The organism is Streptomyces sp. NPDC058371 (genome assembly GCF_042723265.1).
GTDB lineage: Bacteria > Actinomycetota > Actinomycetes > Streptomycetales > Streptomycetaceae > Streptomyces.
On record NZ_JBHXJC010000001.1, the window covers coordinates 409,653 to 432,349 of the forward strand.

At 70.1% G+C, this 22,697-nt stretch carries 14 protein-coding genes and 2 pseudogenes; 3 read left to right on the plus strand and 13 right to left on the minus strand.

Going from position 1 to position 22,697, the window contains the following annotated elements:
* Nucleotides 1-316: 316 nt before the first annotated feature.
* From ACFWM2_RS01755 to tkt, 9 genes are all read right to left on the minus strand, one after another.
* Complete coding sequence (locus ACFWM2_RS01755; protein ID WP_383271896.1) at nucleotides 317-1,798, minus strand: catalase; 1,482 nt, start codon at nucleotides 1,796-1,798, stop codon at nucleotides 317-319.
* A gap of 261 nt (nucleotides 1,799-2,059) precedes the next feature.
* Nucleotides 2,060-4,678, minus strand: a complete 2,619-nt coding sequence (locus tag ACFWM2_RS01760) for a TIM-barrel domain-containing protein (protein ID WP_383271898.1) — start codon at nucleotides 4,676-4,678, stop codon at nucleotides 2,060-2,062.
* 303 nt (nucleotides 4,679-4,981) lie between these two features.
* Nucleotides 4,982-5,590, minus strand: a complete 609-nt coding sequence (locus ACFWM2_RS01765; RefSeq protein ID WP_383271900.1) for a histidine phosphatase family protein — start codon at nucleotides 5,588-5,590, stop codon at nucleotides 4,982-4,984.
* A gap of 7 nt (nucleotides 5,591-5,597) precedes the next feature.
* The gene (gene gnd / locus ACFWM2_RS01770; protein WP_383271902.1) at nucleotides 5,598-6,476 is read right to left on the minus strand and encodes a phosphogluconate dehydrogenase (NAD(+)-dependent, decarboxylating); all 879 of its coding nucleotides are present in this window, start codon (nucleotides 6,474-6,476) and stop codon (nucleotides 5,598-5,600) included.
* Nucleotides 6,477-6,482: 6 nt separating this feature from the next.
* On the minus strand, nucleotides 6,483-8,132 hold the full coding sequence (gene pgi, locus ACFWM2_RS01775) for a glucose-6-phosphate isomerase (protein ID WP_383271904.1): 1,650 nt from the start codon (nucleotides 8,130-8,132) through the stop codon (nucleotides 6,483-6,485).
* Nucleotides 8,125-9,060 carry a glucose-6-phosphate dehydrogenase assembly protein OpcA gene (gene opcA / locus ACFWM2_RS01780; RefSeq protein WP_383271906.1) on the minus strand — a complete coding sequence of 312 codons (936 nt, stop codon included), beginning with the start codon at nucleotides 9,058-9,060 and terminating at the stop codon, nucleotides 8,125-8,127. The genes pgi and opcA overlap by 8 nt, the downstream gene beginning before the upstream one ends.
* A complete protein-coding gene (gene zwf / locus ACFWM2_RS01785; RefSeq protein WP_383271908.1) occupies nucleotides 9,057-10,805 on the minus strand; it encodes a glucose-6-phosphate dehydrogenase in 1,749 nt (582 codons plus the stop codon). Before zwf ends, opcA begins: the two co-directional genes overlap by 4 nt.
* Nucleotides 10,802-11,947 carry a transaldolase gene (tal, locus tag ACFWM2_RS01790; RefSeq protein WP_383271910.1) on the minus strand — a complete coding sequence of 382 codons (1,146 nt, stop codon included), beginning with the start codon at nucleotides 11,945-11,947 and terminating at the stop codon, nucleotides 10,802-10,804. The genes zwf and tal overlap by 4 nt, the downstream gene beginning before the upstream one ends.
* 19 nt (nucleotides 11,948-11,966) lie before the next feature.
* On the minus strand, nucleotides 11,967-14,042 hold the full coding sequence (gene tkt, locus ACFWM2_RS01795; RefSeq protein ID WP_383271912.1) for a transketolase: 2,076 nt from the start codon (nucleotides 14,040-14,042) through the stop codon (nucleotides 11,967-11,969).
* Nucleotides 14,043-14,188: 146 nt separating this feature from the next.
* Here tkt and ACFWM2_RS01800 point away from each other — a divergent pair, with 146 nt between their 5' ends.
* Nucleotides 14,189-15,088: a helix-turn-helix domain-containing protein gene (locus ACFWM2_RS01800; RefSeq protein ID WP_383271914.1), complete on the plus strand. Its 900-nt coding sequence runs from the start codon at nucleotides 14,189-14,191 to the stop codon at nucleotides 15,086-15,088.
* A 157-nt stretch (nucleotides 15,089-15,245) separates the two neighbouring features.
* Here ACFWM2_RS01800 and ACFWM2_RS01805 read toward each other — a convergent pair whose 3' ends face one another.
* Together ACFWM2_RS01805 and ACFWM2_RS01810 are read right to left on the minus strand one after the other, a co-directional pair.
* A complete protein-coding gene (locus tag ACFWM2_RS01805) occupies nucleotides 15,246-16,655 on the minus strand; it encodes a glycoside hydrolase family 16 protein (RefSeq protein WP_383271916.1) in 1,410 nt (469 codons plus the stop codon).
* Nucleotides 16,656-16,874: 219 nt separating this feature from the next.
* Nucleotides 16,875-18,125: an Ig-like domain-containing protein gene (locus ACFWM2_RS01810; protein ID WP_383274054.1), complete on the minus strand. Its 1,251-nt coding sequence runs from the start codon at nucleotides 18,123-18,125 to the stop codon at nucleotides 16,875-16,877.
* A gap of 309 nt (nucleotides 18,126-18,434) precedes the next feature.
* Between ACFWM2_RS01810 and ACFWM2_RS01815 the strand changes: the two genes are divergently transcribed.
* Nucleotides 18,435-21,164 (plus strand): FAD/NAD(P)-binding protein, encoded by a 2,730-nt coding sequence (locus ACFWM2_RS01815; protein WP_383271918.1) that lies wholly within the window; start codon nucleotides 18,435-18,437, stop codon nucleotides 21,162-21,164.
* Between the two features lie 162 nt (nucleotides 21,165-21,326).
* On the opposite strand, the pseudogene ACFWM2_RS01820 reads toward ACFWM2_RS01815, so the two are convergent.
* Both ACFWM2_RS01820 and ACFWM2_RS01825 read right to left on the minus strand, forming a co-directional pair.
* Nucleotides 21,327-21,521 (minus strand): annotated as a pseudogene (locus tag ACFWM2_RS01820) (sugar ABC transporter substrate-binding protein); the annotation flags it as partial.
* A gap of 42 nt (nucleotides 21,522-21,563) precedes the next feature.
* Nucleotides 21,564-21,818: pseudogene (locus ACFWM2_RS01825) on the minus strand (carbohydrate kinase family protein); the annotation flags it as partial.
* A gap of 125 nt (nucleotides 21,819-21,943) precedes the next feature.
* On the opposite strand from ACFWM2_RS01825, the gene ACFWM2_RS01830 reads away from it, so the two are divergent.
* Entirely contained in the window at nucleotides 21,944-22,693 is a 750-nt protein-coding gene (locus ACFWM2_RS01830; protein WP_383274057.1) for a DeoR/GlpR family DNA-binding transcription regulator, read from the plus strand.
* Nucleotides 22,694-22,697 lie beyond the last annotated feature (4 nt).

Below are 22,697 nucleotides of genomic sequence, written 5' to 3' on the forward strand. Positions count from 1 at the left end.
GCGCGGTGGAAACCCTGGATACGAGGGAACCGCGGGTGTGGGCCGGGACTGGGGCCGTTCGCTCGCGAGGCGAAGACCTGGGCGGAACACCGGCCACCAGGGCGCCGAAGAGCTGTCGCGAGAGACGCGGGGCGTCACGGCGAGCGCCGGACGAGAGGCGTATCGGGGAGTCTCCGGGTGAACCGGGTGACCGGATGTCCAGCTGACCGGATGCCCGGATGCCCGGATGCCCGGCTGACCGGCTGACCGGCTGACCGGATGCCCCGGTGACCGGGGGCGCCGGTGACCGCGAGGAGCAAAGGGCTATGCCGCAGGGCTAGTTGTGCCGCCCGCGCAGTTCCTTCACCGCGAGTTCCAGTCGCCTGCCGAGATCGCCGTCGGCCTGGGCGAAGTTGCCGACCGCCCGGTCGACGACGTCGTCGCGGTCGGCGGAGACACCGGAGATGGCAGTCGCCAGATTGGTGACCAGGCGGTCCTTGGCGTCGTCCGGCATCAGCCGGTAGAGGTCGCCCGCCTGCACGAAGTCGTTGTCCTCGGCGTGCAAGGGTGCTTCGTGGTTGCCGGTGCTTCCGTCGACGGAAGTCGGCGACCACAGGGGCTGGTCGGTCTGGAACGGTCCGCCGTAGCTGTTCGGTTCGTAGTTCTTGGTGCCGTTGTGCCGGCCGTCGTAGAGCGCACCGTCGCGTCCGTAGGTCCGCGCTTCGGTGGCGTGCGGGCGGTTCACCGGCAGCAGGTCGGCGTTGACCCCGACGCGGTAGCGCTGGGCGTCCCCGTAGGCGAAGAGGCGGCCCTGGAGCATCTTGTCCGGGGAGGGCCCGATGCCGGGGACGAAGTGGGCGGGGCTGAAGATGGCCTGCTCCACCTCGGCGAAGACGTTCTCCGGGTTGCGGTTGAGCTCCAGCCTGCCGATCTCGATCTCGGGGTAGTCCGCGTGCGGCCAGACCTTGGTGAGGTCGAACGGGTTGAAGCGGTAGTGCGCCGCCTCGGCCTCCGGCATGATCTGCACCTGCACGGTCCAGGACGGGAACTCGCCGTGCTCGATGGACTCCCGCAGATCACGCTGGTGCGAGTCGGGATCGAGCCCCGACACCTTCACGGCATCCTCCACCGTGAGGTTCTCGATGCCCTGGTCGGTCTTGAAGTGGTACTTGACCCAGAAGACCTCGCCGGCTTCGTTGTTCCACTGGTACGTGTGCGAGCCGTACCCGTTCATGTGGCGGAAGGACGCCGGGATGCCGCGGTCGCCGAACAGCCACAGCACCTGGTGCGTCGACTCGGGTGACAGACCCCAGAAGTCCCACATGTTGTCCATCTCCTGGGAGCCCGTGTACGGGTCGCGCTTCTGGGTGTGGATGAAGTCGGGGAACTTGCTGGCGTCCTTGATGAAGAACACCGGGGTGTTGTTGCCGACGAGGTCGTAGTTGCCGTCCTCGGTGTAGAACTTCAGCGCGAAGCCGCGGGGGTCGCGCACGGCGTCGGCGGAGCCGAGGCTGCCCGCGACCGTGGACATGCGCAGGAAGGTCTCGGTCTGCTTGCCCACCTCGGAGAGGAACTTCGCGCGGGTCCACTGCGAGACGTCACGGGTCAGGGTGAAGGTGCCGTAGGCGGCGCCGCCGCGCGCGTGCACGATCCGCTCCGGGATCCGCTCACGGTTGAAGTGCGCGAGCTTCTCGAAGAGTTGCTGGTCCTGAACCAGCATCGGCCCGCCGGGACCGGCCGTCTCCGTGTTCTGGTTGTCCGCCAGTGGGGCGCCTGCCTCGGTGGTGAGGGTGCGACGGGCTTGCTGTTCTGTCGTCACTTCGGCCTCCGAAGGTCCGATCGTGAGAGGCCCGGTCCTGGGTGCGGGCGAGGCCCGGTCTCACCCAGGATAAAAATGGACAAGTGCATATAAAAACCAAGAGAGAGTATTTATAAGGCAACCATCCGGGTCATATCGGGCATCACGAACGGTGACGGATGACGTGCTGATCGTCAGAAAGAGGAGGTGGCGGGCGGGGTGCGGTCACTGATGGAAAGGCAAAGTGGGGCGGGCGGTCGAGCCACCCGCCCCCACTCCGGCCTATCGCACGAGCCGCAGGCTGAACGCCCGGTCGAGCGTCAGGCTCGGTGTCGTGACCGTCGTGACCCTGCTGTCCGTGTCGTACGACCAGGCCGAAGCCGGCAGCGGCCGCCCGTTCAGAAGTACGTGCCCGGGGGCGGACTCACCGTGCACGGTGAAACGGTACGAGCGCGCCCCGGGCTTGTCCCGGTAACTGCCCTTGCTGGCACCGACGTTGACCTCGGTCGACCGCTTCGCCGCACTCACGGACACACGCTGCGTGGCCGACGCGCCCTCGGCGAACCCGCGGGTCACCCCGTCGTCCTCGTAGAGCGTGTAGTCGCTGTCGCCCTTCGGGTACAGGTCCCAGTCCAGCTCGTGCCGGTCGCGGGTCTGCCAACTGGTCGTCCCCTTCGGCCACATGGGGACGATCGCACCGCTCTTCACGAAGAGGGGGAGGGTGTCGAGCGGCGCGTGGTAGCCGTTGACCGTGGTCGGGCCCTGGTAGGTGCGGCCCGTCCAGTAGTCGGTCCAGGTGCCCTTCGGCAGATAGATGCCGTCACGGGTGTCGGAGTCCTCGTAGACGGGTGCGACGAGGAAGTCGGAGCCCGTGAGGAACTCGTACTTCGCCTGCGCGCCAAGGGTGTTGGGGTCGTCCGGGTACTCCAGCCACAGCGGACGGACCGCGCCCACCCCCGTCTTCGCCGCCTCGGCCGACAACGTGTACATGTACGGGAGCAGACGCTCCTTGAGCTGGAGGTACTTGCGGTTGACGGACGTGTACGGCTCGCCGTCCAGCCAGGGCTGCTGGTCGGCCGGCTTCCCGGTGCTGATGTCCGACGCCCAGCCGTCCATCGTCATGATGGCGGGCAGGAACGCCTTCCACTGGAGGTCGCGGGCGTACATCTCGGGGTCGTGGCGGTAGATCGAGCCCACGTCACCGGTGTTGTACGCGATGCCGGACATGGTGGCCCCGGCGTACGTCGGGATCTGCCAGCGGATGTAGTCCCACGACAGCTTCTGGTCACCGCTCCACAGGACGCCGCAGCGCTGGGCGCCCGCCCAGGACACGGGCAGCCAGACGAAACCGCGCGCGTCGCTGTTCTCCTCGATCCCGGCCTTGGCCTTGTCGCAGGCGTCCAGGGCGAAGCGGTAGCCGTTGCCGACCCAGGCGACGTCCAGTTTGGCGACGCGCTGGCCGGCCTTCACCTGGTCGGCGAGCTTGTCGATGCCGTCCTGGGTCCACAGACCGAGCTGCGCGTTGTGGTCCTGGAGCCCCTTGGCGGTCTGCTCCAGGTTCTCGTAACCACAGCCGTAGCCGTCGTTGACGAGCATCCAGCCCAGCGGCATGTCGTGCTCGGTGTAACCGTCGGCGACCTTCAGTGCGTCGAGGGTGTGCCGTTCACCGCGGTTGGCGTTGTGCAGATAGCAGTCGGAGTCGCCCGGTTCGAGGCCGTACACCGGCGGCATGAACGGCTTGCCCACCAGCGCGGTGTACTTGCCGATCACCTGCTTCGCGTCACCGGTGAAGTAGTAGGCGTCCAGCCGGCGTTCCTGCTGTCCGGTCCTGACCGGTGAGCCGAAGTCGTAGACCCCGGGCGCGAAGGTGTTGCGGAAGACGCCGTAGCCCGCGCTGGAGAGGTAGAAGGGCTGCGAGTTGTTGTAGCCGCCCTCGTTCCAGTCGAAGCTGTTCGCCACGTACATCGTCCGGTCGCGGTGCGAGAAGCTGCCGTTCTGCTCCCCGCCGCCGAAGAACTGCTCGTCCGCGCCGCGCGCGAGACTCTGCCGCATCCCGCTGGTGGACCAGCGCAGGGGCTTGTCCTCCTGCCAGACGGGAGTGCGGTTGTCCGCCTTGTAGAGGCCGAAGCGCAACGGCTTCTTGTACACGCGCAGCACGGCGCCGGGGGAGCGGATGCCGTAGTACGAGCCCGCGTCGAAGGACCTGGTGTGTTTCTGCAGGGCCGGCTGTTTGCGGACGATGACGGTGCCGGCCGGGTCGTCGAGCTTCCCGGACGGGTCGGCCTGCAACCGCAGTTGACCATCCGTCAGGAAATCGGCCCGCGCTGTCAGCTGCCCGGCGGCGATGGTGTAGCTGCCGTCGCCGCCGCTGAAGGACGTGAGGTCTCCCGCGTCGGTGGTCTCCGGGAGATACGCCTTCCCGGTGTACGCGTTGTCGTGCACGTCGTACGGCACGACCAGCACGTGGTAGGTCCCGGACGCGTTCGGGATCAGTGTGGCCTCGGGGTCGGCGGTGCCCGCGCTGGAGGCGACCTGCTTGCCCGCGTCGTCGTAGATGTACAGATCGAAGTCGTCGGTGGGCTTCTGCCACTCGATCGAGATCGGCACCCCGCCCTCGGGGTTGTCGGCCCAATACCCCTCGGGTACCGCGACGTTCACGTCGAAGCGGTCGCAGACCTTGTTGTCCGGATCCTCTGCGGCGGCGGGACAGCTCTCGGTGCCGCCCGACGTGCCCTTCGGGTAGACGGGACTCTGCCAGGTGACGCTCTTGTGGGTGGTGTCCAGGACGGCGCTGGGCGGGGCCGCCGCGAGCGCCGGCCCGGCCGGGGCGCTGAGCACGGTGACGGCCAGGGCGGTGGCGAGCCCCGCCATGGCCCAGGAACGGTGTCGGAGTCTTCGCACGGTACGCATCTCCACTCAAACCGGCAGTGTGGTGTTTGCAGGTGCTCGAAACAGCGTCGGATCGTGCATGTTCAAGCAGAGAGAGTGGCCGTTCGCGCAGGTTCATGTCAATGGATCTCGACGGAAAGCCGGGCGGCCGCCGCTCCGGGAGTCCGTCATCGGGTTCTCCGGCGGGCCGGTCGGTGCGGCCGAACAGGCCCTCGGTGCAGCGCAGTTGGCAACGCGAAGGGGCCGGGCTCCCGTGGAGCCCGGCCCCTTCTCATCGACCGCTTCGGCAAGTCCCTCTTCGGGTCCCGGAGGTGATCACGGGCCGACGGCCGCGGCGCCTCCGGTGGCGTTCCATTCGGCGATCACGGGACGGCCGTGCTCGGTGGAGAGCCGGCTGACCGTGCCCGTCGCGAGCTGGAACAGGCGGCCGTCCGCGGCGGTAAGCCCCAGATAGCGGGCCGTCAGCGCGCGCAGGAAGTGGGCGTGTCCGACGAGGACCACGTCCCCGTCGTCCAACACCGTCCCGGCCTGCTTCAGCACGCGGTCGGCGCGCTGTCCCACCTCGGCGGGGGACTCGCCCGGATGGCCGGCCGGACCGGGCGGCACCCCGTCGTCCCACAGGTACCAGTCGGGCCGGGTGCGGTGGATGTCGACGGTCGTGACGCCTTCGTACGCGCCGTAGTCCCACTCGTGCAGCTCGGGATCCGGCACGGCACCGGCCAGGCCCGCGAGCTCCGCGGTCCGGATCGCGCGGTGCAGCGGGCTGGTGAGCGCGAGGGCGAAGGTCCGGCCGGCGAGCAGCGGGGCGAGGGACGTGGCCTGTTCCTCGCCGCGCCGGGTGAGGGGCAGGTCGGTCCAGCTGGTGTGCTGTCCCGACACGCTCCACTCGGTCTCGCCGTGGCGGACCAGCAGGAGGTCGCCCACGGCTCGCCTACTTCGCCGACTCGACGGCGTGGCCGCCGAACTGGTTGCGCAGCGCCGCGATCATCTTCATCTGCGGCGAGTCGTCCTGTCGCGAGGCGAACCGCGCGAAGAGCGACGCGGTGATCGCGGGCAGCGGCACGGAGTTGTCGATGGCCGCCTCGACGGTCCAGCGGCCCTCGCCCGAGTCCTCCGCGTAGCCGCGCAGCTTGTCCAGGTGCTCGTCGCCGTCGAGGGCGTTGACGGCGAGGTCGAGCAGCCAGGAGCGGATGACTGTGCCCTCCTGCCAGGAGCGGAAGACCTCGCGCACGTCGGTGACGGAGTCGACCTTCTCCAGCAGCTCCCAGCCCTCGGCATAGGCCTGCATCATGGCGTACTCGATGCCGTTGTGGACCATCTTGGAGAAGTGGCCGGCGCCGACCTTGCCCGCGTGCACGAACCCGAAGTCGCCCTCCGGCTTCAGCGCGTCGAAGACGGGCTGCACCTTGGCGATGTTCTCCGCGTCGCCGCCGACCATCAGGGCGTAGCCGTTCTGCAGGCCCCACACGCCGCCGGAGACACCCGCGTCGACGAAGCCGATGCCCTTCGCCGCCAGCTCCTCGGCGTGCTTCTCGTCGTCCGTCCAGCGGGAGTTGCCGCCGTCGACCACCGTGTCGCCGGGCTCCAGCAGGTCGCCGAGCTCGTCGACGACCGACTGTGTCGGGCCGCCCGCGGGCACCATGACCCACACCACGCGCGGGCCTTCGAGCTTCTCGACGAGCTCGCCGAGGCTGTGCACGTCGGCGAGGTCCGGGTTGCGGTCGTAGCCGATGACGGTGTGGCCGGCGCGGCGTATCCGCTCGCGCATGTTGCCGCCCATCTTGCCGAGGCCGATGAGTCCGAGCTGCATGTCAGTTCACTTCTTCCGGAGAGTGCGGTAGGCGGCCACGAGGGCGGCGGTGGAGGGGTCGAGTCCGGGGACGTCGGCGCCTTCGGTCAGTGCGGGCTCGACCCGTTTGGCGAGGACCTTGCCGAGCTCGACGCCCCACTGGTCGAAGGAGTCGATGTTCCAGATCGCGCCCTGCACGAACACCTTGTGCTCGTAGAGCGCGATCAGCTGGCCGAGGACCGAGGGGGTCAGCTCGCTCGCCAGAATGGTCGTGGTGGGGTGGTTGCCCTTGAACGTCTTGTGCGGGACCAGCTCCTCGGGCACCCCTTCGGCACGCACCTCGTCCGGCGTCTTGCCGAACGCCAATGCCTGTGTCTGCGCGAAGAAGTTCGCCATCAACAGATCGTGCTGAGCCGCGAGTTCATCGCTCAGCTCGGCGACCGGGTTGGCGAACCCGATGAAGTCGGCCGGGATCAACTTCGTGCCCTGGTGGATGAGCTGGTAGTAGGCGTGCTGGCCGTTGGTGCCGGGCGTGCCCCACACGACCGGGCCGGTCTCCCACTCCACGGGCTCGCCGTCCCGGTCCACCGACTTGCCGTTGGACTCCATGTCCAACTGCTGCAAGTAGGCGGTGAACTTGGACAGGTAGTGCGAGTACGGCAGCACCGCGTGCGACTGCACATCATGGAAGTTGCCGTACCAGACACCCAACAGACCCAGCAGCAGTGGTGCGTTGGACTCGGCCGGCGCGGTACGGAAATGCTCGTCGACGAGGTGGAAGCCCTCGAGCATCTCCCGGAACCGGTCCGGGCCGATCGCGATCATCAGCGACAGACCGATCGCCGAGTCGTACGAATAACGCCCGCCGACCCAGTCCCAGAACTCGAACATGTTCGCCGTGTCGATCCCGAAGTCCGCGACCTTCTCACCATTGGTCGACAGCGCCACGAAGTGCTTCGCGACCGCCTTGTCCTCGCCGCCCAGCCCGGCGAGCAGCCAGGTCCGCGCCGAGGTGGCGTTGGTGATGGTCTCGATCGTGGTGAACGTCTTGGACGCGATGATGAACAGCGTCTCCGCCGGGTCCAGATCACGCAGCGCCTCGTGCAGATCGGCGCCGTCCACATTCGACACGAACCGCAGCGTCAGCGAACGGTCCGTGAACGCCTTCAACGCCTCGTACGCCATCGCCGGCCCGAGATCGGACCCACCGATCCCGATGTTGACCACGTTCTTGATGCGCCTGCCGGTGTGACCGGTCCACTCGCCCGAACGGACCCGCTCGGCGAAGCCGGCCATCTTGTCCAGCACCGCGTGCACCGCCGGCACCACATTCTCGCCATCCACCTCGACCACCGCATCACGCGGCGCCCGCAACGCCGTGTGCAGCACCGCCCGATCCTCGGTCACATTGATCTTCTCGCCCCGGAACATCGCATCCCGCAACCCGAACACACCGGTGGCGGTGGCGAGTTCCTGGAGCAGGGCGAGGGTCTCGTCCGTGATCAGGTGCTTGGAGTAGTCGATGCGCAGATCGCCGACGCTCACGACGTAGCGCTCCGCGCGCCCGGGGTCGGTGGCGAACAGCTCACGCAGCTGCGGCTGGAGCAGCTCCTGGGCGCGGTGGTCCTCCAGCGCCGTCCACTCCGGGCGGTGGGTGAGCTTGGGGGAGTCAGACATGGCTGGGGTTCTCCTTGGTGCCCTCGCCCCGCAGGGCTACGGCGTACATCTCGTCCGCGTCGAGGCGGCGCAGTTCCTCGGCGATCAGCTCCGAGGTGCTGCGCACCTTCAGCGCGAGGGTGCGGGCGGGCTGGCCGGGCAGGGACAGGGTGGCCAGCGGGCCCTCGGGGCGGTCGATGCGGATCTCGCCGTTCCCGGTGCCGAGCCGGACGGCGGTGACCACGGGCCCTGCGGTGACGACGCGCTCGACCTTGACCTTCAGCCGGGCCTCCAGCCAGCGGGCGAGGAGTTCGGCGCTCGGGTTCTCGGCCTCGCTCTCGACGGCGGCCGAGGTCACCTTCGTACGGGCCTGGTCGAGGGCGGCGGCCAGCATCGAGCGCCACGGGGTCAGCCGGGTCCACGCCAGGTCGGTGTCGCCGGGCGCGTAGGCGCGGGCCCGGGCCTCCAGTGCGGTGAGCGGTACCTCGACCGCGTACATGTCGGTGATCCGGCGGGCCGCGAGGGCGCCCAGCGGGTCCTTGACCGGGATCTCGGGCGCGTCCACCGGCCACCAGACGACGACCGGCGCGTCGGGCAGCAGCAGCGGCAGGACCACGGAGTCGGCGTGGTCGGACACCTCGCCGTACATGCGCAGCACGATCGTCTCGCCGGTGCCGGCGTCGGCGCCCACCCGGACCTCGGCGTCCAGGTGCGAGTTCGTGCGGTCGCGCGGGGTCCTGGCGTGCCGCTTGATGACGACCAGGGTGCGCGAGGGGTGCTCGCGCGAGGCCTCCTCGGCCGCCTTGATCGAGTCGTACGCGTTCTCCTCGTCGGTCACGATGACCATCGTCAGGACCATGCCCACGGCTGGCGTGCCGATGGCGCGGCGGCCCTGCACGAGGGCCTTGTTGATCTTGCTTGCCGTGGTGTCGGTCAGGTCGATCTTCATGGCCTGCGCCAGCTCCGTCCGTCTCGTGCGAGCATCTCGTCGGCTTCCCCGGGTCCCCAGGTGCCCGAGGCGTACTGCGCGGGCTTGCCGTGGGTATCCCAGTAGCCCTCGATCGGGTCGAGGACCTTCCAGGACTCTTCCACCTCCTGGTGACGGGGGAAGAGATTGGCGTCGCCGAGCAGGACATCCAGGATCAGCCGTTCGTACGCCTCCGGGCTGGACTCGGTGAACGACTCGCCGTACGCGAAGTCCATCGTGACGTCCCGGATCTCCATCGACGTACCCGGGACCTTCGAACCGAAGCGCACCGTCATGCCCTCGTCGGGCTGGACGCGGATGACGATCGCGTTGGCGCCGAGCTCCTCGGTGGCGGTGGAGTCGAACGGGGAGTGGGGCGCGCGCTGGAAGACCACCGCGATCTCCGTCACCCGACGGCCGAGCCGCTTGCCGGTCCTGAGGTAGAAGGGGACGCCCGCCCAACGGCGGTTGTCGACCTGGAGCTTCACGGCCGCGTAGGTGTCGGTCGTCGACCGCGGGTCGATACCGTCCTCCTGCAGGTAGCCGAGCACCTGCTCGCCGCCCTGCCAGCTCGCCGTGTACTGCCCGCGCACGGTGTGCTCGCCCAGGTTCTCCGGCAGCTTCACGGCCCGGAGGACCTTCAGCTTCTCGGTGAGCAGCGACTCGGCGTCGAAGGCGGCCGGCTCCTCCATGGCGGTCAGCGCCATCAGCTGGAGGAGGTGGTTCTGGATGACGTCACGGGCCGAGCCGATGCCGTCGTAGTACCCCGCGCGGCCGCCGATACCGATGTCCTCGGCCATCGTGATCTGCACGTGGTCGACATAGCTGCGGTTCCAGACGGGCTCGTACATCTGGTTGGCGAAGCGGAGCGCCAGGATGTTCTGGACGGTCTCCTTGCCGAGGTAGTGGTCGATGCGGAAGACCTGGTCCGGGTGGAACACCTCGTGCACGATCGCGTTCAGCTCGCGGGCGCTCGCCAGGTCGTGGCCGAACGGCTTCTCGATGACCGCGCGCCGCCAGGAGCCCTCGGGAGCGTCCGCCAGTCCGTGCCGCTTGAGCTGCTGGACGACCTGCGGGAAGAACTTCGGCGGTACGGAGAGATAGAAGGCGTAGTTGCCGCTCGTACCGCGCGAGGAGTCCAACTCGTCCACGGCCGCGCGCAGTTGCTTGAACGCGGTGTCGTCGTCGAAGTCACCGGGGATGAAGCGCATGCCCTCGGCCAGCTGCTGCCAGACCTCCTCGCGGAACTCAGTCCTGGCGTGTTCGCGCACCGAGTCGTGCACCACCTGCGCGAAGTCCTGGTCCGCCCACTCGCGCCGGGCGAACCCGAGGAGTGAGAAGCCCGGCGGCAGCAGGCCGCGGTTGGCGAGGTCGTAGACGGCCGGCATCAGCTTCTTGCGGGAGAGATCGCCGGTGACGCCGAAGATGACGAGGCCCGAGGGACCCGCGATACGGGGGAGCCGGCGGTCCTGAGGGTCGCGCAGCGGGTTCTCCCAGTCGGCCCCGGCGAGACCGAGGGCCTCGGCGAGAGCCTGCTGCGCCGACTCGGCGCCGGCTGCCGGCTGCCCGGCGGCGGTTTCCGGCTGCCCCGCCGCGGCGGACGGCGTCCCGGCCGTGGCCTTCGGCGACTCGGTGCCGGACTCCGGTTTCCCGGCAGCGGCGCCGGCCTCCGGCGACGACGCGTCGTGTCGCGCCGCCGGGGTCTTTTGCGCAGGGTTCCCGCTCATTCCCCCTCAACTCCCTTGCTGCTCAGCGAGGTGGCGACGGCCTCCAGCAGGTCCTGCCACGCGACCTCGAACTTCGAGACGCCCTCGTCCTCCAGCTGCTTCACGACCTCGTCGTAGGAAATCCCGAGCCCCTCGACGGCCGCGAGGTCGGCGCGGGCCTGGGCGTAGCCGCCGGTCACCGTGTCGCCGTGGATGTCGCCGTGGTCGCCGGTGGCCTTCAGGGTCCCTTCGGGCATGGTGTTGACCGTGCCCGGCGCGACCAGCTCGTCGACGTAGAGCGTGTCCTTGTACGCGGGGTCCTTCACGCCCGTCGAGGCCCACAGGGGGCGCTGCTTGTGGGCGCCGGAGGGGGCGAGCGCGGTCCAGCGGGCGGAGGCGAAGACCTCTTCGTACGCCTCGTACGCGAGCCGGGCGTTGGCCAGGGCCGCCCTGCCCTTGAGCGCGAGTGCCTCGTCTGTGCCGGCCTTCGCCAGCCGCTTGTCGATCTCGCCGTCGACGCGGGAGACGAAGAAGGAGGCGACGGAGTGGATGCCGGCCAGGTCGATGCCGGCGGCCTGTGCCTGCTCCAGGCCCGCCAGATAGGCGTCCATGACCTCGCGGTAGCGCTCCAGCGAGAAGATCAGCGTGACGTTGACGCTGATGCCGAGGCCGATGACCTCGGTGATCGCCGGGAGGCCGGCCTTCGTCGCCGGGATCTTGATCATCGCGTTCGGGCGGTCGACCAGCCAGGCGAGCTGCTTGGCCTCGGCGACGGTGGCCTTGGTGTTGTGGGCCAGGCGCGGGTCGACCTCGATGGACACCCGCCCGTCACGGCCACCGGTCCTGTCGTACACCGGCCGCAGGATGTCGGCCGCGGCGCGGACGTCGGCGGTGGTCATCATGCGGACGGCTTCTTCGACGGTGACGCCGCGTACGGCGAGGTCGGCCAGCTGCTCCTCGTAACCCTCTCCGGAGCCGATGGCGGCCTGGAAGATCGAGGGGTTGGTGGTGACGCCCACCACGTGCTGGTGCTCGACGAGTTCGGCGAGGTTGCCGGACGTGATCCGCTTGCGGGAGAGGTCGTCCAGCCAGATGGAGACGCCTTCGTCGGAGAGGCGCTTGAGGGGTACCGCGGTCGCGGCTGCTTCGGTCACAGTGATCATCTTCCTTTGTGCGATCGGATCAACCGCGGGCTGCGGCAAGAGATTCCCGCGCGGCGGCGGCGACGTTCTCGGCGGTGAAGCCGAACTCGGCGAACAGCGTCCCGGCGTCGGCGGAGGCGCCGAAGTGCTCCAGCGAGACGATGCGTCCGGCGTCACCGACGTACCGGTACCAGGTCAGGCCGATGCCCGCCTCGACCGCCACGCGGGCCTTCACGGACGGCAGGAGCACGCTCGCGCGGTACTCCGGTGACTGCTCCTCGAACCACTCCACGGACGGCATCGACACCACGCGGGTACCGACACCCTCGGCCTCCAGCCGCTCGCGCGCGGCGACGGCGAGCTGCACCTCGGAGCCGGTGGCGATCAGGATCACGTCGGGCGTCCCGGTCGAGGAGTCGCGCAGGACGTAACCGCCCTTCGCCGCCTCGGGGTTGGCCTCGTACGCCGGCACGCCCTGACGGGTCAGGGCCAGGCCGTGCGGGGCCGGGTTCGTGGCGTGCCGCCTGAGGATCTCGGCCCAGGCGATGGCGGTCTCGTTGGCGTCGGCCGGGCGGACGACGTTGAGGCCGGGGATGGCGCGCAGTGAGGCCAGGTGCTCGACCGGCTGGTGGGTGGGGCCGTCCTCGCCGAGGCCGATCGAGTCGTGCGTCCACACGTAGGTCACGGGGAGCTGCATCAGCGCGGACAGGCGTACGGCGTTGCGCATGTAGTCGGAGAACACCAGGAAGGTGCCGCCGTAGATACGGGTGTTGCCGTGCAGCGCGATGCCGTTCATCTCCGCGGCCATCGAGTGCTCGCGGATGCCGAAGTGGACGGTACGGCCGTACGGGTCGGCCTCCGGCAGCGGGTTGCCGGCCGGCAGGAACGAGGAGTTCTTGTCGATCGTGGTGTTGTTCGAGCCGGCGAGGTCGGCCGAGCCGCCCCACAGCTCGGGGAGCACACCGCCGAGTGTCTGGAGGACCTTGCCGGACGCGGCGCGGGTGGCCACGGACGTGCCCGCCTCGAAGACGGGCAGCACGCTCTCCCAGCCCTCGGGCAGCTGACCGGCGACGACACGGTCGAAGAGCCGGGCCCGCTCGGGCTGCGCGAGGCGCCACTCGGCGATCCGCTTGTCCCAGCCGGCGTGCGCCTCGGCGCCCCGGTCGAGGGCCTCACGGGTGTGGGCGAGCACCTCGGGCGCCACCTGGAAGGACTGCTCCGGGTCGAAGCCGAGGACGCGCTTGGTGGCCGCCACCTCGTCGGCACCCAGGGCAGAGCCGTGGGAGGCCTCGGTGTTCCGCGCGTTCGGGGCCGGCCAGGCGATGATCGTGCGCATCGCGATGATCGAGGGGCGGCCGGTCTCGGCCTGCGCCGCCCGCAGCGCCGTGTGCAGCGCGTGGACGTCGATGTCGCCGTCGTCGGCGGGCGTGATCCGCTGGACATGCCAGCCGTACGCCTCGTACCGCTTGAGGACGTCCTCGGAGAAGGCCGTGGCGGTGTCGCCCTCGATGGAGATGTGGTTGTCGTCGTAGAGGAAGACGAGGTTGCCGAGCCGCTGGTGGCCGGCGAGCGACGAGGCCTCGGCGGAGATGCCCTCCTGGAGATCGCCGTCCGAGACGATCGCCCAGATGGTGTGATCGAAGGGGGACTCGCCCTGCGGGGTCTCCGGGTCGAAGAGCCCTCGCTCGTAGCGGGCGGCCATCGCCATGCCCACGGCGTTCGCGACGCCCTGGCCGAGCGGTCCGGTCGTGGTCTCGACACCCGCGGTGTGCCCGTACTCGGGGTGGCCGGGGGTCTTCGACCCGTGCGTGCGGAACGCCTTCAGATCGTCGAGGCCGAGTTCATAGCCCGACAGGAAGAGCTGGGTGTAGAGGGTCAGCGAGGTGTGGCCGGGTGACAGGACGAAGCGGTCACGGCCGGTCCACTCGGGGTCGGCCGGGTCATGCCGCATCACCTTCTGAAAGAGGGTGTACGCGGCCGGGGCCAGGCTCATCGCGGTCCCCGGGTGCCCGTTTCCGACCTGCTGTACGGCATCGGCCGCGAGAACGCGGGCGGTGTCGACGGCACGCCGGTCGCGTTCGGTCCACTCGAAGCTGTCGAATATCTGCGTGCTCATCTTCAAGAAGTCCTCGATAGGAGCGGGGTAACTGCTCTGATGCGTTCAAACTTAAAAGTCTGACTTTTGCCGGGGAAGGTGCCCCTGTGTCAGCCTTCGGTGAAAGTGGGACAGCGAGTGCGGGACCGAGTCGACACGAGAAGGACATGGCGGACAGAACACCCCAAGGCGGCGCCGGAGCGCAGGACGGGATCAAGACCTTCCCCTTCCCCGTCGACCTGAGCGTCTCCGGTGTTGGTATGCAGATCGGGCCGATGGGCACCGGCCGCACCTGGCACGCGGACGCGCCCCTGGACCGGGTCCACCGGATCGACTTCCACGTCGTGATGCTGTTCCACGGAGGTCCCGTCAGACACATGATCGACTTCGCCGAGTACGAGGCCTCCGCGGGCGACCTGCTCTGGATCCGCCCCGGCCAGGTCCACCGCTTCTCCCGTGACAGCGGGTACCGCGGGACCGTCCTGACCATGCAACCGGGTTTCCTGCCCCGCGCCACGGTCGAGGCGACCGGCCTCTACCGCTACGACCGGCCCCCGCTGCTGCGCCCCGACGCGCCCCGACTGGCCGCGCTCGAACACTCCCTGGCCCAACTGGAGCGCGAGTACGTCGACACGACCACCCTGCCGCTCAGCCTGCACACCTCGGTGCTGCGGCACTCGCTGACCGCGTTCCTGCTGCGGCTGGCGCACCTCGCGGCCAGCTCCGCCGAGGCTGCGCACGAGCAGGCCGGCACCACCTTCACCCGGTTCCGGGACGCGGTCGAGAAGGACTTCGCCACCAACCACAGCGTCAGCGCCTATGCCGACGGGCTCGGTTACTCCCGCCGCACCCTGGTCCGCGCGGTGCGCGCGGCGACCGGTGAGACCCCGAAGGGCTTCATCGACAAGCGGGTGATCCTGGAGGCCAAGCGGCTGCTGGCGCACACGGAGATGCCCATCGGCCGCATCGGCGCGGCGGTCGGCTTTCCCGACGCGGCCAATTTCTCCAAGTTCTTCCACCAGCACACGGACACGGCTCCGGCGCAGTTCCGGGCCGAACTGCGCTGAAGGGGCGGGCCCTTCGGGGCCCGCCCCTTCTCCCTGCTCTCCCTCCTCTCTCTACGGACGCTTCATCGGCCGGTGCCGGACATCGGTCGACACCGCTGTCAGCGAATCTGTCAGCGATCTCTGTCGGTGACCCCTGTCGGCGATCCGAGGCGGACCGTCAGTGACCGAAGTCGAACCAGTTGACGTTCACGAAGTCGGCCGGCTGACCGCTGGAGAAGGTCAGATAGACGTCGTGGGTGCCGGTGACACCGGAGATGTTCGCCGGGACCGTCTGCCAGCTCTGCCAGCCGCCGGTGTTGCCGAGCGCGAAGCTGCCGACGGGAGCGCTGGTACGGCTGTCCAGGCGCACCTCGACCAGACCGCTGACGCCGCCCGCCGCGCCGCTCGCCACGCGCCCGCGGAACTGCCGCGCCGCCGAGGAGCCGAAGTCGACGCCCTTGTAGAGGGCCCAGTCGCCGTTGCCGAGCGCGCTGATGTCCTGGCCGCCGCCCGTGTCGGTGGTCGACTCGGTGCTCACGCCGCCCTGGTCGTCGTACGACTCGGCCTGGACCGCGCTGTAGGCGTCACGGTTGCCGGACGGGGGCGGGGTCGGCGTCGGGCCGCCACCGCCGCTCGTCGACTGGAGGACCTGGACGTAGTCGACCACGAGCGGGTGGCCGGGGACCGTGCCGCCGTCGGGGCCACCGCCGAAGGCGGCCGGGAACTCGCCGCCCATCGCCACGTTCAGGATGATGAAGTAGCCGTGGTTGGTGGCGTTGGCCCAGGTCGTGGCATCGACCTGACTCTGCCTGACCGTGTGGAAGTTGACGCCGTCGAGGTAGAAGCGCATCTCCTGGACACTCGTCGACCTGTCCCACTCGACGGCGTAGGTGTGGAAGCCGGCCTGGCAGGTCGTGCCCGCACAGGCCCGCTGCCCGCCGATGCCGGACTTCTCGTTGCAGGGGCCGCCCGGGCTGGTGCCGCAGTGCATCGTGGCCCACTCGTTGTTGATGCCCTGGACGTTCTCCAGGATGTCGAGTTCGCCGACGCCGGGCCAGTTCCACCAGTTGCCGCGGTAGGGGGCGCCCAGCATCCAGAAGGCGGGCCAGTAGCCCTTGGCGGCGGCGCCGGTCACGTTCGGCATCTGGATCCGGGACTCGACGCGCAGTCTGCCGCCGGCGGGCGGCTGGAAGTCGGCGCGGTTGGTCTCGATCCGGCCGGACGTCCAGTTGCCCGCCGCGTCGCGGCGCGGGGTGATCCGGAGGTTCCCGGCCCCGTCCAGCGAGACGTTGTTGGTGCTGGAGGTCATCGTCTCGACCTCGCCGGTACCGAAGTTGGCGGGCCCGCCCGGGTAGCCCGTGCCCGTCGTGTAGCGCCAGTCGGAGGTGTTCACGCCGGATCCGGCGGCACCGTTGAAGTCGTCGAGGAAGACCTGGGACCAGCCGGAGGGCGGCGGCGGAGCAGAGGCGTTGGCGGGCAGGGTGACGGCCGTGGCCGCGGCCGCCGCCAGGCTGAGCGTGCTGAACACGGCGATGAGCGCCCGCCGTAGAGGGCGGCGTCTGCCTGGTGTGCCGGACGGTGCACTCATGGTGTGCCCCTTCGGGTACGGAGTGAGGTGCGCGGGTGGGGGATGAGAGCGCTCTCAGCAGAATTGAGAGCGCTCTCACAGCAGCTGCGCCGACAATGTGCTCTCCGTCACTCCGGCCGTCAAGAGGTGAAGCCGAGAAAGTCTTTTGGGCGTTCGGGAGTTCACGCCGTGAAAGAAGTGCCGTGCGAAGTAAGGGGAGTTGGGGTTCCTAGGAGCGCCCTAGAGGGCGCTGCCCGCCTGCCAGTCGGACCAGGGCAGGTTCCATCCGTTGAGTCCGTTGGACGCGGCGACCGTGTCCTCGCCCGAGTTCTTCACCACGACCACGTCGCCGAGCATCGAGCCCTTGTAGAACGCGTAGCCCGGCGTGGAACCGTCGTTCGCGCCCTGGGTGTCCCGCAGCCCGATGCAGCCGTGGCTGGCGTTGGTGGTGCCGAAGACGGAGGCGGCGGCCCAGTAGTTGCCGTGGATGAAGGTGCCGGAGGTGGTCAGGCGCTGGGCGTGCGGCACGTCCGGGATGTCGTACTCGTCGCCGAGACCCACGGTCGAGGACTCCATCCGGGTCTCCTTGAACCGTTCGCTGATCACCATGATCCCGGACCAGGTCGTGTGGTCGGCGTCGCCGCCGGTGACCGGGTAGGTGGCCAGGGTCTTGCCGTCCCGCCGTACGGTCATCGTCTTCTGCGCCAGGTCGACCGTGCTGATCTGCTCGCGGCCGATGTGGAAGACCACGTCCTTGGACTGTGTGCCGTAGACGCCGTCCGTGCCCTCGACGTCCTTCAGGCGCAGGCTCAGCGTGATCTTCGTGCCGGCCGCCCAGTAGTCCTCGGGCCGGAAGTCCAGACGCGTGTCGCTGAACCAGTGGCCGACCACGTCGACCGCGGGCTCGGCCGTCACCGTGATCGCTTTCTGGACAGCGGCCCGGTCCTTGACCGCACGGGTGAAATTGATGGACACGGGCATGCCGACACCGGAAGTCGAATTCGCCTCGGGCGTGAAATAGCCCACGAAAGTCTCCCCGGGTGCTTTCGTGGAGAACTCCGCCGTGTATTCCTCGGCACCCTGCGCCTTCACCGTGACCGAGTAGGCGGTGTCCGAGTACGGGTTTCTTCCGGACGTCCATCGCGTACGGGCGTCATTGAAGGAACCGGCCAGGGTGGCGCCGTCGTCGCCGGTGACCTCGACGGACGAGAGCGTGCCGTCGGCCACGGTGACCTCGACGGGGTTCGCGAAGTCGGCCCGCTTCGTGCCGTCCGCCGGGATGACGGTGACGGTCGGTGCCTTGACCTGGGACTTGGTGGTCCCGGACGGTGTCGACCCGGTCCCGCCGGTGGCGCTCTTCGTCTCCGAGGCGTCCGCCGATCCGCTGCACGCCGTCAGGACACCGGCCGGCACCGCGCCGAGGACGGCGAGCACCCCGCGCCGGGACCACAACTGCCGCTCGGACCGGTTCGATATCTCGGGGACGTCCACGGCATGCCTTTCCTGGATGACCATCAGTGCTGGTGCATCCTGCGCCCCTTTCATGGGTTGATCCTGTGAATCCAGGGGGTCGCACCTGAGATTCCTGTGAGGACGTGCTGAGAGAAGGCCTGAAACCCGGGTTGTCCGGCGCCCTGCGACGGTGAGCAGAGTATGAGCAGCCGACCGGTGCGCTGAGTTTCCGGTGAGATCCCCGTCCCCGGCATCGCATCCCCACCCATCCGATCGGAAGAGTGAAGAAGGAGTTGAAGAGGGAGTTCCGTTTGGTGGCTCCCGACCGACCACCGCCGGAGGTATGTCGTGATCCCAGCCCGCAAGGGGCCCACCGTGGCCGTCGTCGGAGCGGGTGCGGCCGGCACGCTGACCGCCGTCCAGGTGTGCGAGACGGCCGCCCGCCGCCGGACACCCCTCGACCTCGTCCTGATCGATCCGGCCCCCGAGGCAGGCCGCGGCACCGCCTACGCCACGCCCGACCCGCGGCACCGGCTCAACGTGCCCGCGAGCAACATGAGTTGCTATCCCGATGAGCCAGGACACTTCACCCGATGGCTGTGCCGGCACGGCGAACCCGGCGTCACCGGCGCCGACTTCGCCACCCGCCACCGCTACGGCGCCTACCTCGCCGACACCCTCGGCCAGGCCATCGTGCGAGCGCATGGCACGGTCGCCGTACGCCGACTGCGCACCCGCGCCGAGAGCTGTACCGCCACTCCTGACGGCAGGGTGGAACTCCACCTCGCCGACGGGGGACGACTCACGGCCGACCGTGCCGTCCTCGCCACCGGGCCCGCCGCGCCGCGCGGCGACTGGGCCCCGGACGCGCTGCGGGCCCGTGCGCGTTTCATCGCCCTGCCGTGGGCCACCGGCGCGCTAGACGGTCCGCTCGCCGACACCGCGGACGTCCTGCTGGTCGGCACCGGCCTCACCGCCGTCGACCTCGCCCTCTCGCTCGACCGCCCCGGACGCACCGTGCACGCCGTGTCCCGCAACGGTCTGCTGCCGCAGCCGCACGCCCTCACTCCCGCGGGCGCGATGGGCGCCCCCGCCGGGCTGGACGCCACCTCCCTGGCCGGCCTGCGCAGGACCGTCTACCGTCACCTCAGCCGAGCCGTCCGCACCCACGGCGACTGGCGGCCCGCCCTCGACAGTCTGCGCCCGCACACCGCGCGGCTGTGGCGCAGCCTGACCCCCGGGGAGCGCGCGGAGTTCCTCGCCGTCGAGGGCGCGCTGTGGAACACCCACCGGCACCGGATGGCGCCCGCGACGGCGGAGTCCGTGTCGCGGAGCCGAACGGCGCGACGGCTGCGGCTGCACGCGGGCGGCATCACCGGCGTCAGGGTCGAGGGCGACGGACCGGTCGTCGTCTCCCTCGCCAACGGCCTTACGGTCCGGGCGGGTTGGGTGATCGACTGCACCGGACCCGGACCCCGGCCCGACGACCCGCTGTGGCGCTCACTGTTCGCCTCGGGTACCGCGGTCCCCGGCCCGCTCGGGATGGGCGTCGCCACCCGTGAGGGCCGCCTCCTCGATGCCGGTGGCCGCGCCGACCGTCCGCTGTTCACCCTGGGTGCCCCGCGCCGCGGTGAACTGTGGGAGACCACCGCGGTCCCCGAGATCCGCGTCCAGGCCGCCGCGCTGGCCCAGGAGTTGCTCGCCCCGCAGGTCCCTGCGCCGCGCGCGGGCCGACGTATGCGACGCGGGCCCCACGACGCCTTCGGGCTCGCCCTGTCCACCCACGCCGAGGCGGCCGCCGCCCACCGCACCGGTCTCGACCGGGTGCTCAAGGTCAGGGCCGGGGCCGAGGACGCGTTCGCCCGCGCGGTCGCCCTCGACCCCGGTTTCGCCCTCGGGCATGCCGCGCTCGCCCTGCTCGGCCACGAGTGCGGCGCCGACGTCGACGTGCCCCGGGCGCTGGCCGACGCCCAGCGCTGCGCACGTGAACGGGCCGACGAACGCGAACGGTCCTTCGTCGACGTCGTCACCCACCGGGTCCACGGCACGGACGGCGACCGCGCGCTGCTGCGGCACCTCGACGCCCACCCCGCCGACGCGCTCGCCCTCGCCGCCGCCGTACCCACCATCGCGTTCTCCGGCATCAACGACCTCGACCGGACGTATGCGCTGCACCTGGTCGAGCGCACCTCGCCCGCGTACGACGGGCACTGGTTCGTCACCTCGCTGCTCGCCTTCCTCCGACAGGAGCAGAGCCGCTTCCACGAGGCGGGCGAGCTGGCCCTCCGCGCCCTGGCGGCCGAACCCGCGTCCGGTCACGCCGTGCACGCGCTCGCCCACGTCCACTACGAGTCCGGCGCGCACCGGGCCGGACGTGACTGGCTGGACGCCTGGGTGTCCGGCCGGGGGAGAGGAGCGGTCCACCGGGCGCACTTCTCCTGGCACATCGCCCTGCACGAACTGGCCCTGGACGACCCGGCCGCCGTACGCAAGCGGTGGTTCGCGCAGCTCGCGCCGGGCCGGGTCACCGGAGTGCGGGCCCTGGTCGACTCGGGGTCCCTGCTGTGGCGGGCCCGGCTCAGCGACAGCTGGCGGGGGCGGGTGCCCGCGGCGGACGTGCTGGAGACCGTCGCGCGCGAGATGGTGGAACGGCCGGCGACCGCGTTCACCGCGCTGCACGCCGCGGTCGCCCTCGCCGCCGCCGGGGACCTCGCCGCCCTGCGCCGGCTGCGCGACCACGCGGCCGGCGCCGACCCCGTGCAGCGCGAGGTCGTCGTCCCGCTCTGCGAGGCCTTCGCCGCGCTCGTCGAGGAACGCTTCCACGAGGCGGCCCGGGGCCTGGACGCCCTGCTGCCGGTCCTCCGCAAGGTCGGCGGCAGCGCCGCGCAGCGCGAGGTCGTGGAGGAGACGCTCCTGTACGCCCTGGTGGCGGCGGGCCGGTGCGACGCCGCCCGCCGTCTGCTCGACGCCCGTCTCGACCGCGGATCCGCCCCACGGGACCGCCGGATGCTGGCCGCGCTGGATTCGGCCCCGGCGGCCGCGGACCTGCCGTCCCCGCAGTCCCGGTTCCGCCCCTGACGGGCCCGGCTGCCGCTCAGGGGCGGGAGACGTCGCCGAAGGCGTCCGGCGCCGGAAGCGGTGGGAACCGCCAGTCGCCGTTCAGCGAGAGGGAACCGGCCCGACGGTCCACCGAGTGCGCCGGCAGCCGCCCCCAGGAGGCCACCTCGGGTGTCTCCCAGGGGCCTTGAGGCTCACCACGCTGTCGTAACGGGCCCTGGCCTGAGCGACGACCCTGGGGCTGAGGCCGCCGCTCCAGTACCACAGGACCATGTTCCGGCCGGTGGAGCCGGTCGGCACGGCGCAGCCGGTCGCCAGGCCGCCGAGCGCGGTGCCGGCCAGGCCCGCGCGCAGCAGGCCTCTTCGTGAGAGCGGCACAGCTCCCACCGCCTTTCGGATGTCTTCGGTCTTCGCCTACGAGTCGACACCCTCCTGTCCGGCGCGTACGGCACGGCAGTACGCGCCGTACGCGTCGTCCCCGAAGACCGTGGCCAGGCTGGTGCGCAGCCCGTAACGGGACGCCGCCACGGCCAGGTTGGCGATACCGCCGGGGCTGACGCCCATGCCCTCGGTCCAGATCTCCTGGCCCGGGGCCGGCGGTCCGCCCAGCCCGGTGAGGACGAGGTCGTAGAAGAGCAGCCCGGTGAGCAGCACATCGGGCCGTTCGTCACCCACGGCGCATCCTCTCGTCAAAAGTCTGCAAGCGGTGCACGGGATCGTGCGCGCCTCTCAGGGATTTGGCAAGAGTCGAGCAGAACCGCGCATGGAAATGATGGGAGATGACGAGTACTGTTCACGACGTGCTGGCAGAGCGACGACATCAACTCATCCTGCGGGCCCTGCGCTCCGGCGGTCCCGCGGCCGTGACCGACCTCTCCGAACAGCTGGGCGTGAGCGCGGCCACCGTCCGCCGTGACCTGGTGAAGCTGGAGGAGGACGGTCTGCTGACGCGGGTGCACGGCGGCGCGGTCGTGGACGAGGGCGACCAGCCCTTCGCCGAGGTCGCCGAGGTGCGCGTGCCCGAGAAGGACGCCATAGCGGCCCGGGCCGCGTCCCTGGTCGAGGACGGCCAGTCGATCCTCCTCGACATCGGCACCACCGCCTACCGGCTGGCTCGCCAGCTGCACGGCCGCCGGCTCACCGTGATCACCAGCAACCTCGTGGTCTACGAGGAACTCGCGGACGACGAGGGCATAGAGCTGGTCCTGCTCGGCGGCATGGTCCGTCGCGAGTACCGCTCTCTCGTCGGCTTCCTCACCGAGGACAACCTCCGCCAGCTGCACGCCGACTGGCTCTTCCTCGGCACCAGCGGGGTGCGGCCGGGCGGCCAGGTGATGGACACGACCGTCGTCGAGGTACCGGTCAAGCGCGCCATGATCAAGGCAGCGGAGCGGGTGGTCCTGCTCGCCGACCGGGCCAAGTTCCCCGGGACGGGCATGGCGAAGGTGTGCGGTCCGGACGAGCTGGACGCAGTAGTGACGAACGCGCCGGTGGACGCGGCGACGCGGTCCTCCCTGGAGGAAGCGGGCGTGCAAGTGGTCGTGGCATGAGAAC

Excerpts from the sequence above, each read along its gene's own strand:
- gnd (WP_383271902.1), bottom strand. The coding sequence starts at position 6,476 with ATGCAGCTCGGACTCATCGGCCTCGGCAAGATGGGCGGCAACATGCGC.
- pgi (WP_383271904.1), bottom strand. The coding sequence starts at position 8,132 with ATGTCTGACTCCCCCAAGCTCACCCACCGCCCGGAGTGGACGGCGCTG.
- opcA (WP_383271906.1), bottom strand. The coding sequence starts at position 9,060 with ATGAAGATCGACCTGACCGACACCACGGCAAGCAAGATCAACAAGGCC.
- zwf (WP_383271908.1), bottom strand. The coding sequence starts at position 10,805 with ATGAGCGGGAACCCTGCGCAAAAGACCCCGGCGGCGCGACACGACGCG.
- tal (WP_383271910.1), bottom strand. The coding sequence starts at position 11,947 with ATGATCACTGTGACCGAAGCAGCCGCGACCGCGGTACCCCTCAAGCGC.
- tkt (WP_383271912.1), bottom strand. The coding sequence starts at position 14,042 with ATGAGCACGCAGATATTCGACAGCTTCGAGTGGACCGAACGCGACCGG.
- ACFWM2_RS01800 (WP_383271914.1), top strand. The coding sequence starts at position 14,189 with ATGGCGGACAGAACACCCCAAGGCGGCGCCGGAGCGCAGGACGGGATC.
- ACFWM2_RS01805 (WP_383271916.1), bottom strand. The coding sequence starts at position 16,655 with ATGAGTGCACCGTCCGGCACACCAGGCAGACGCCGCCCTCTACGGCGG.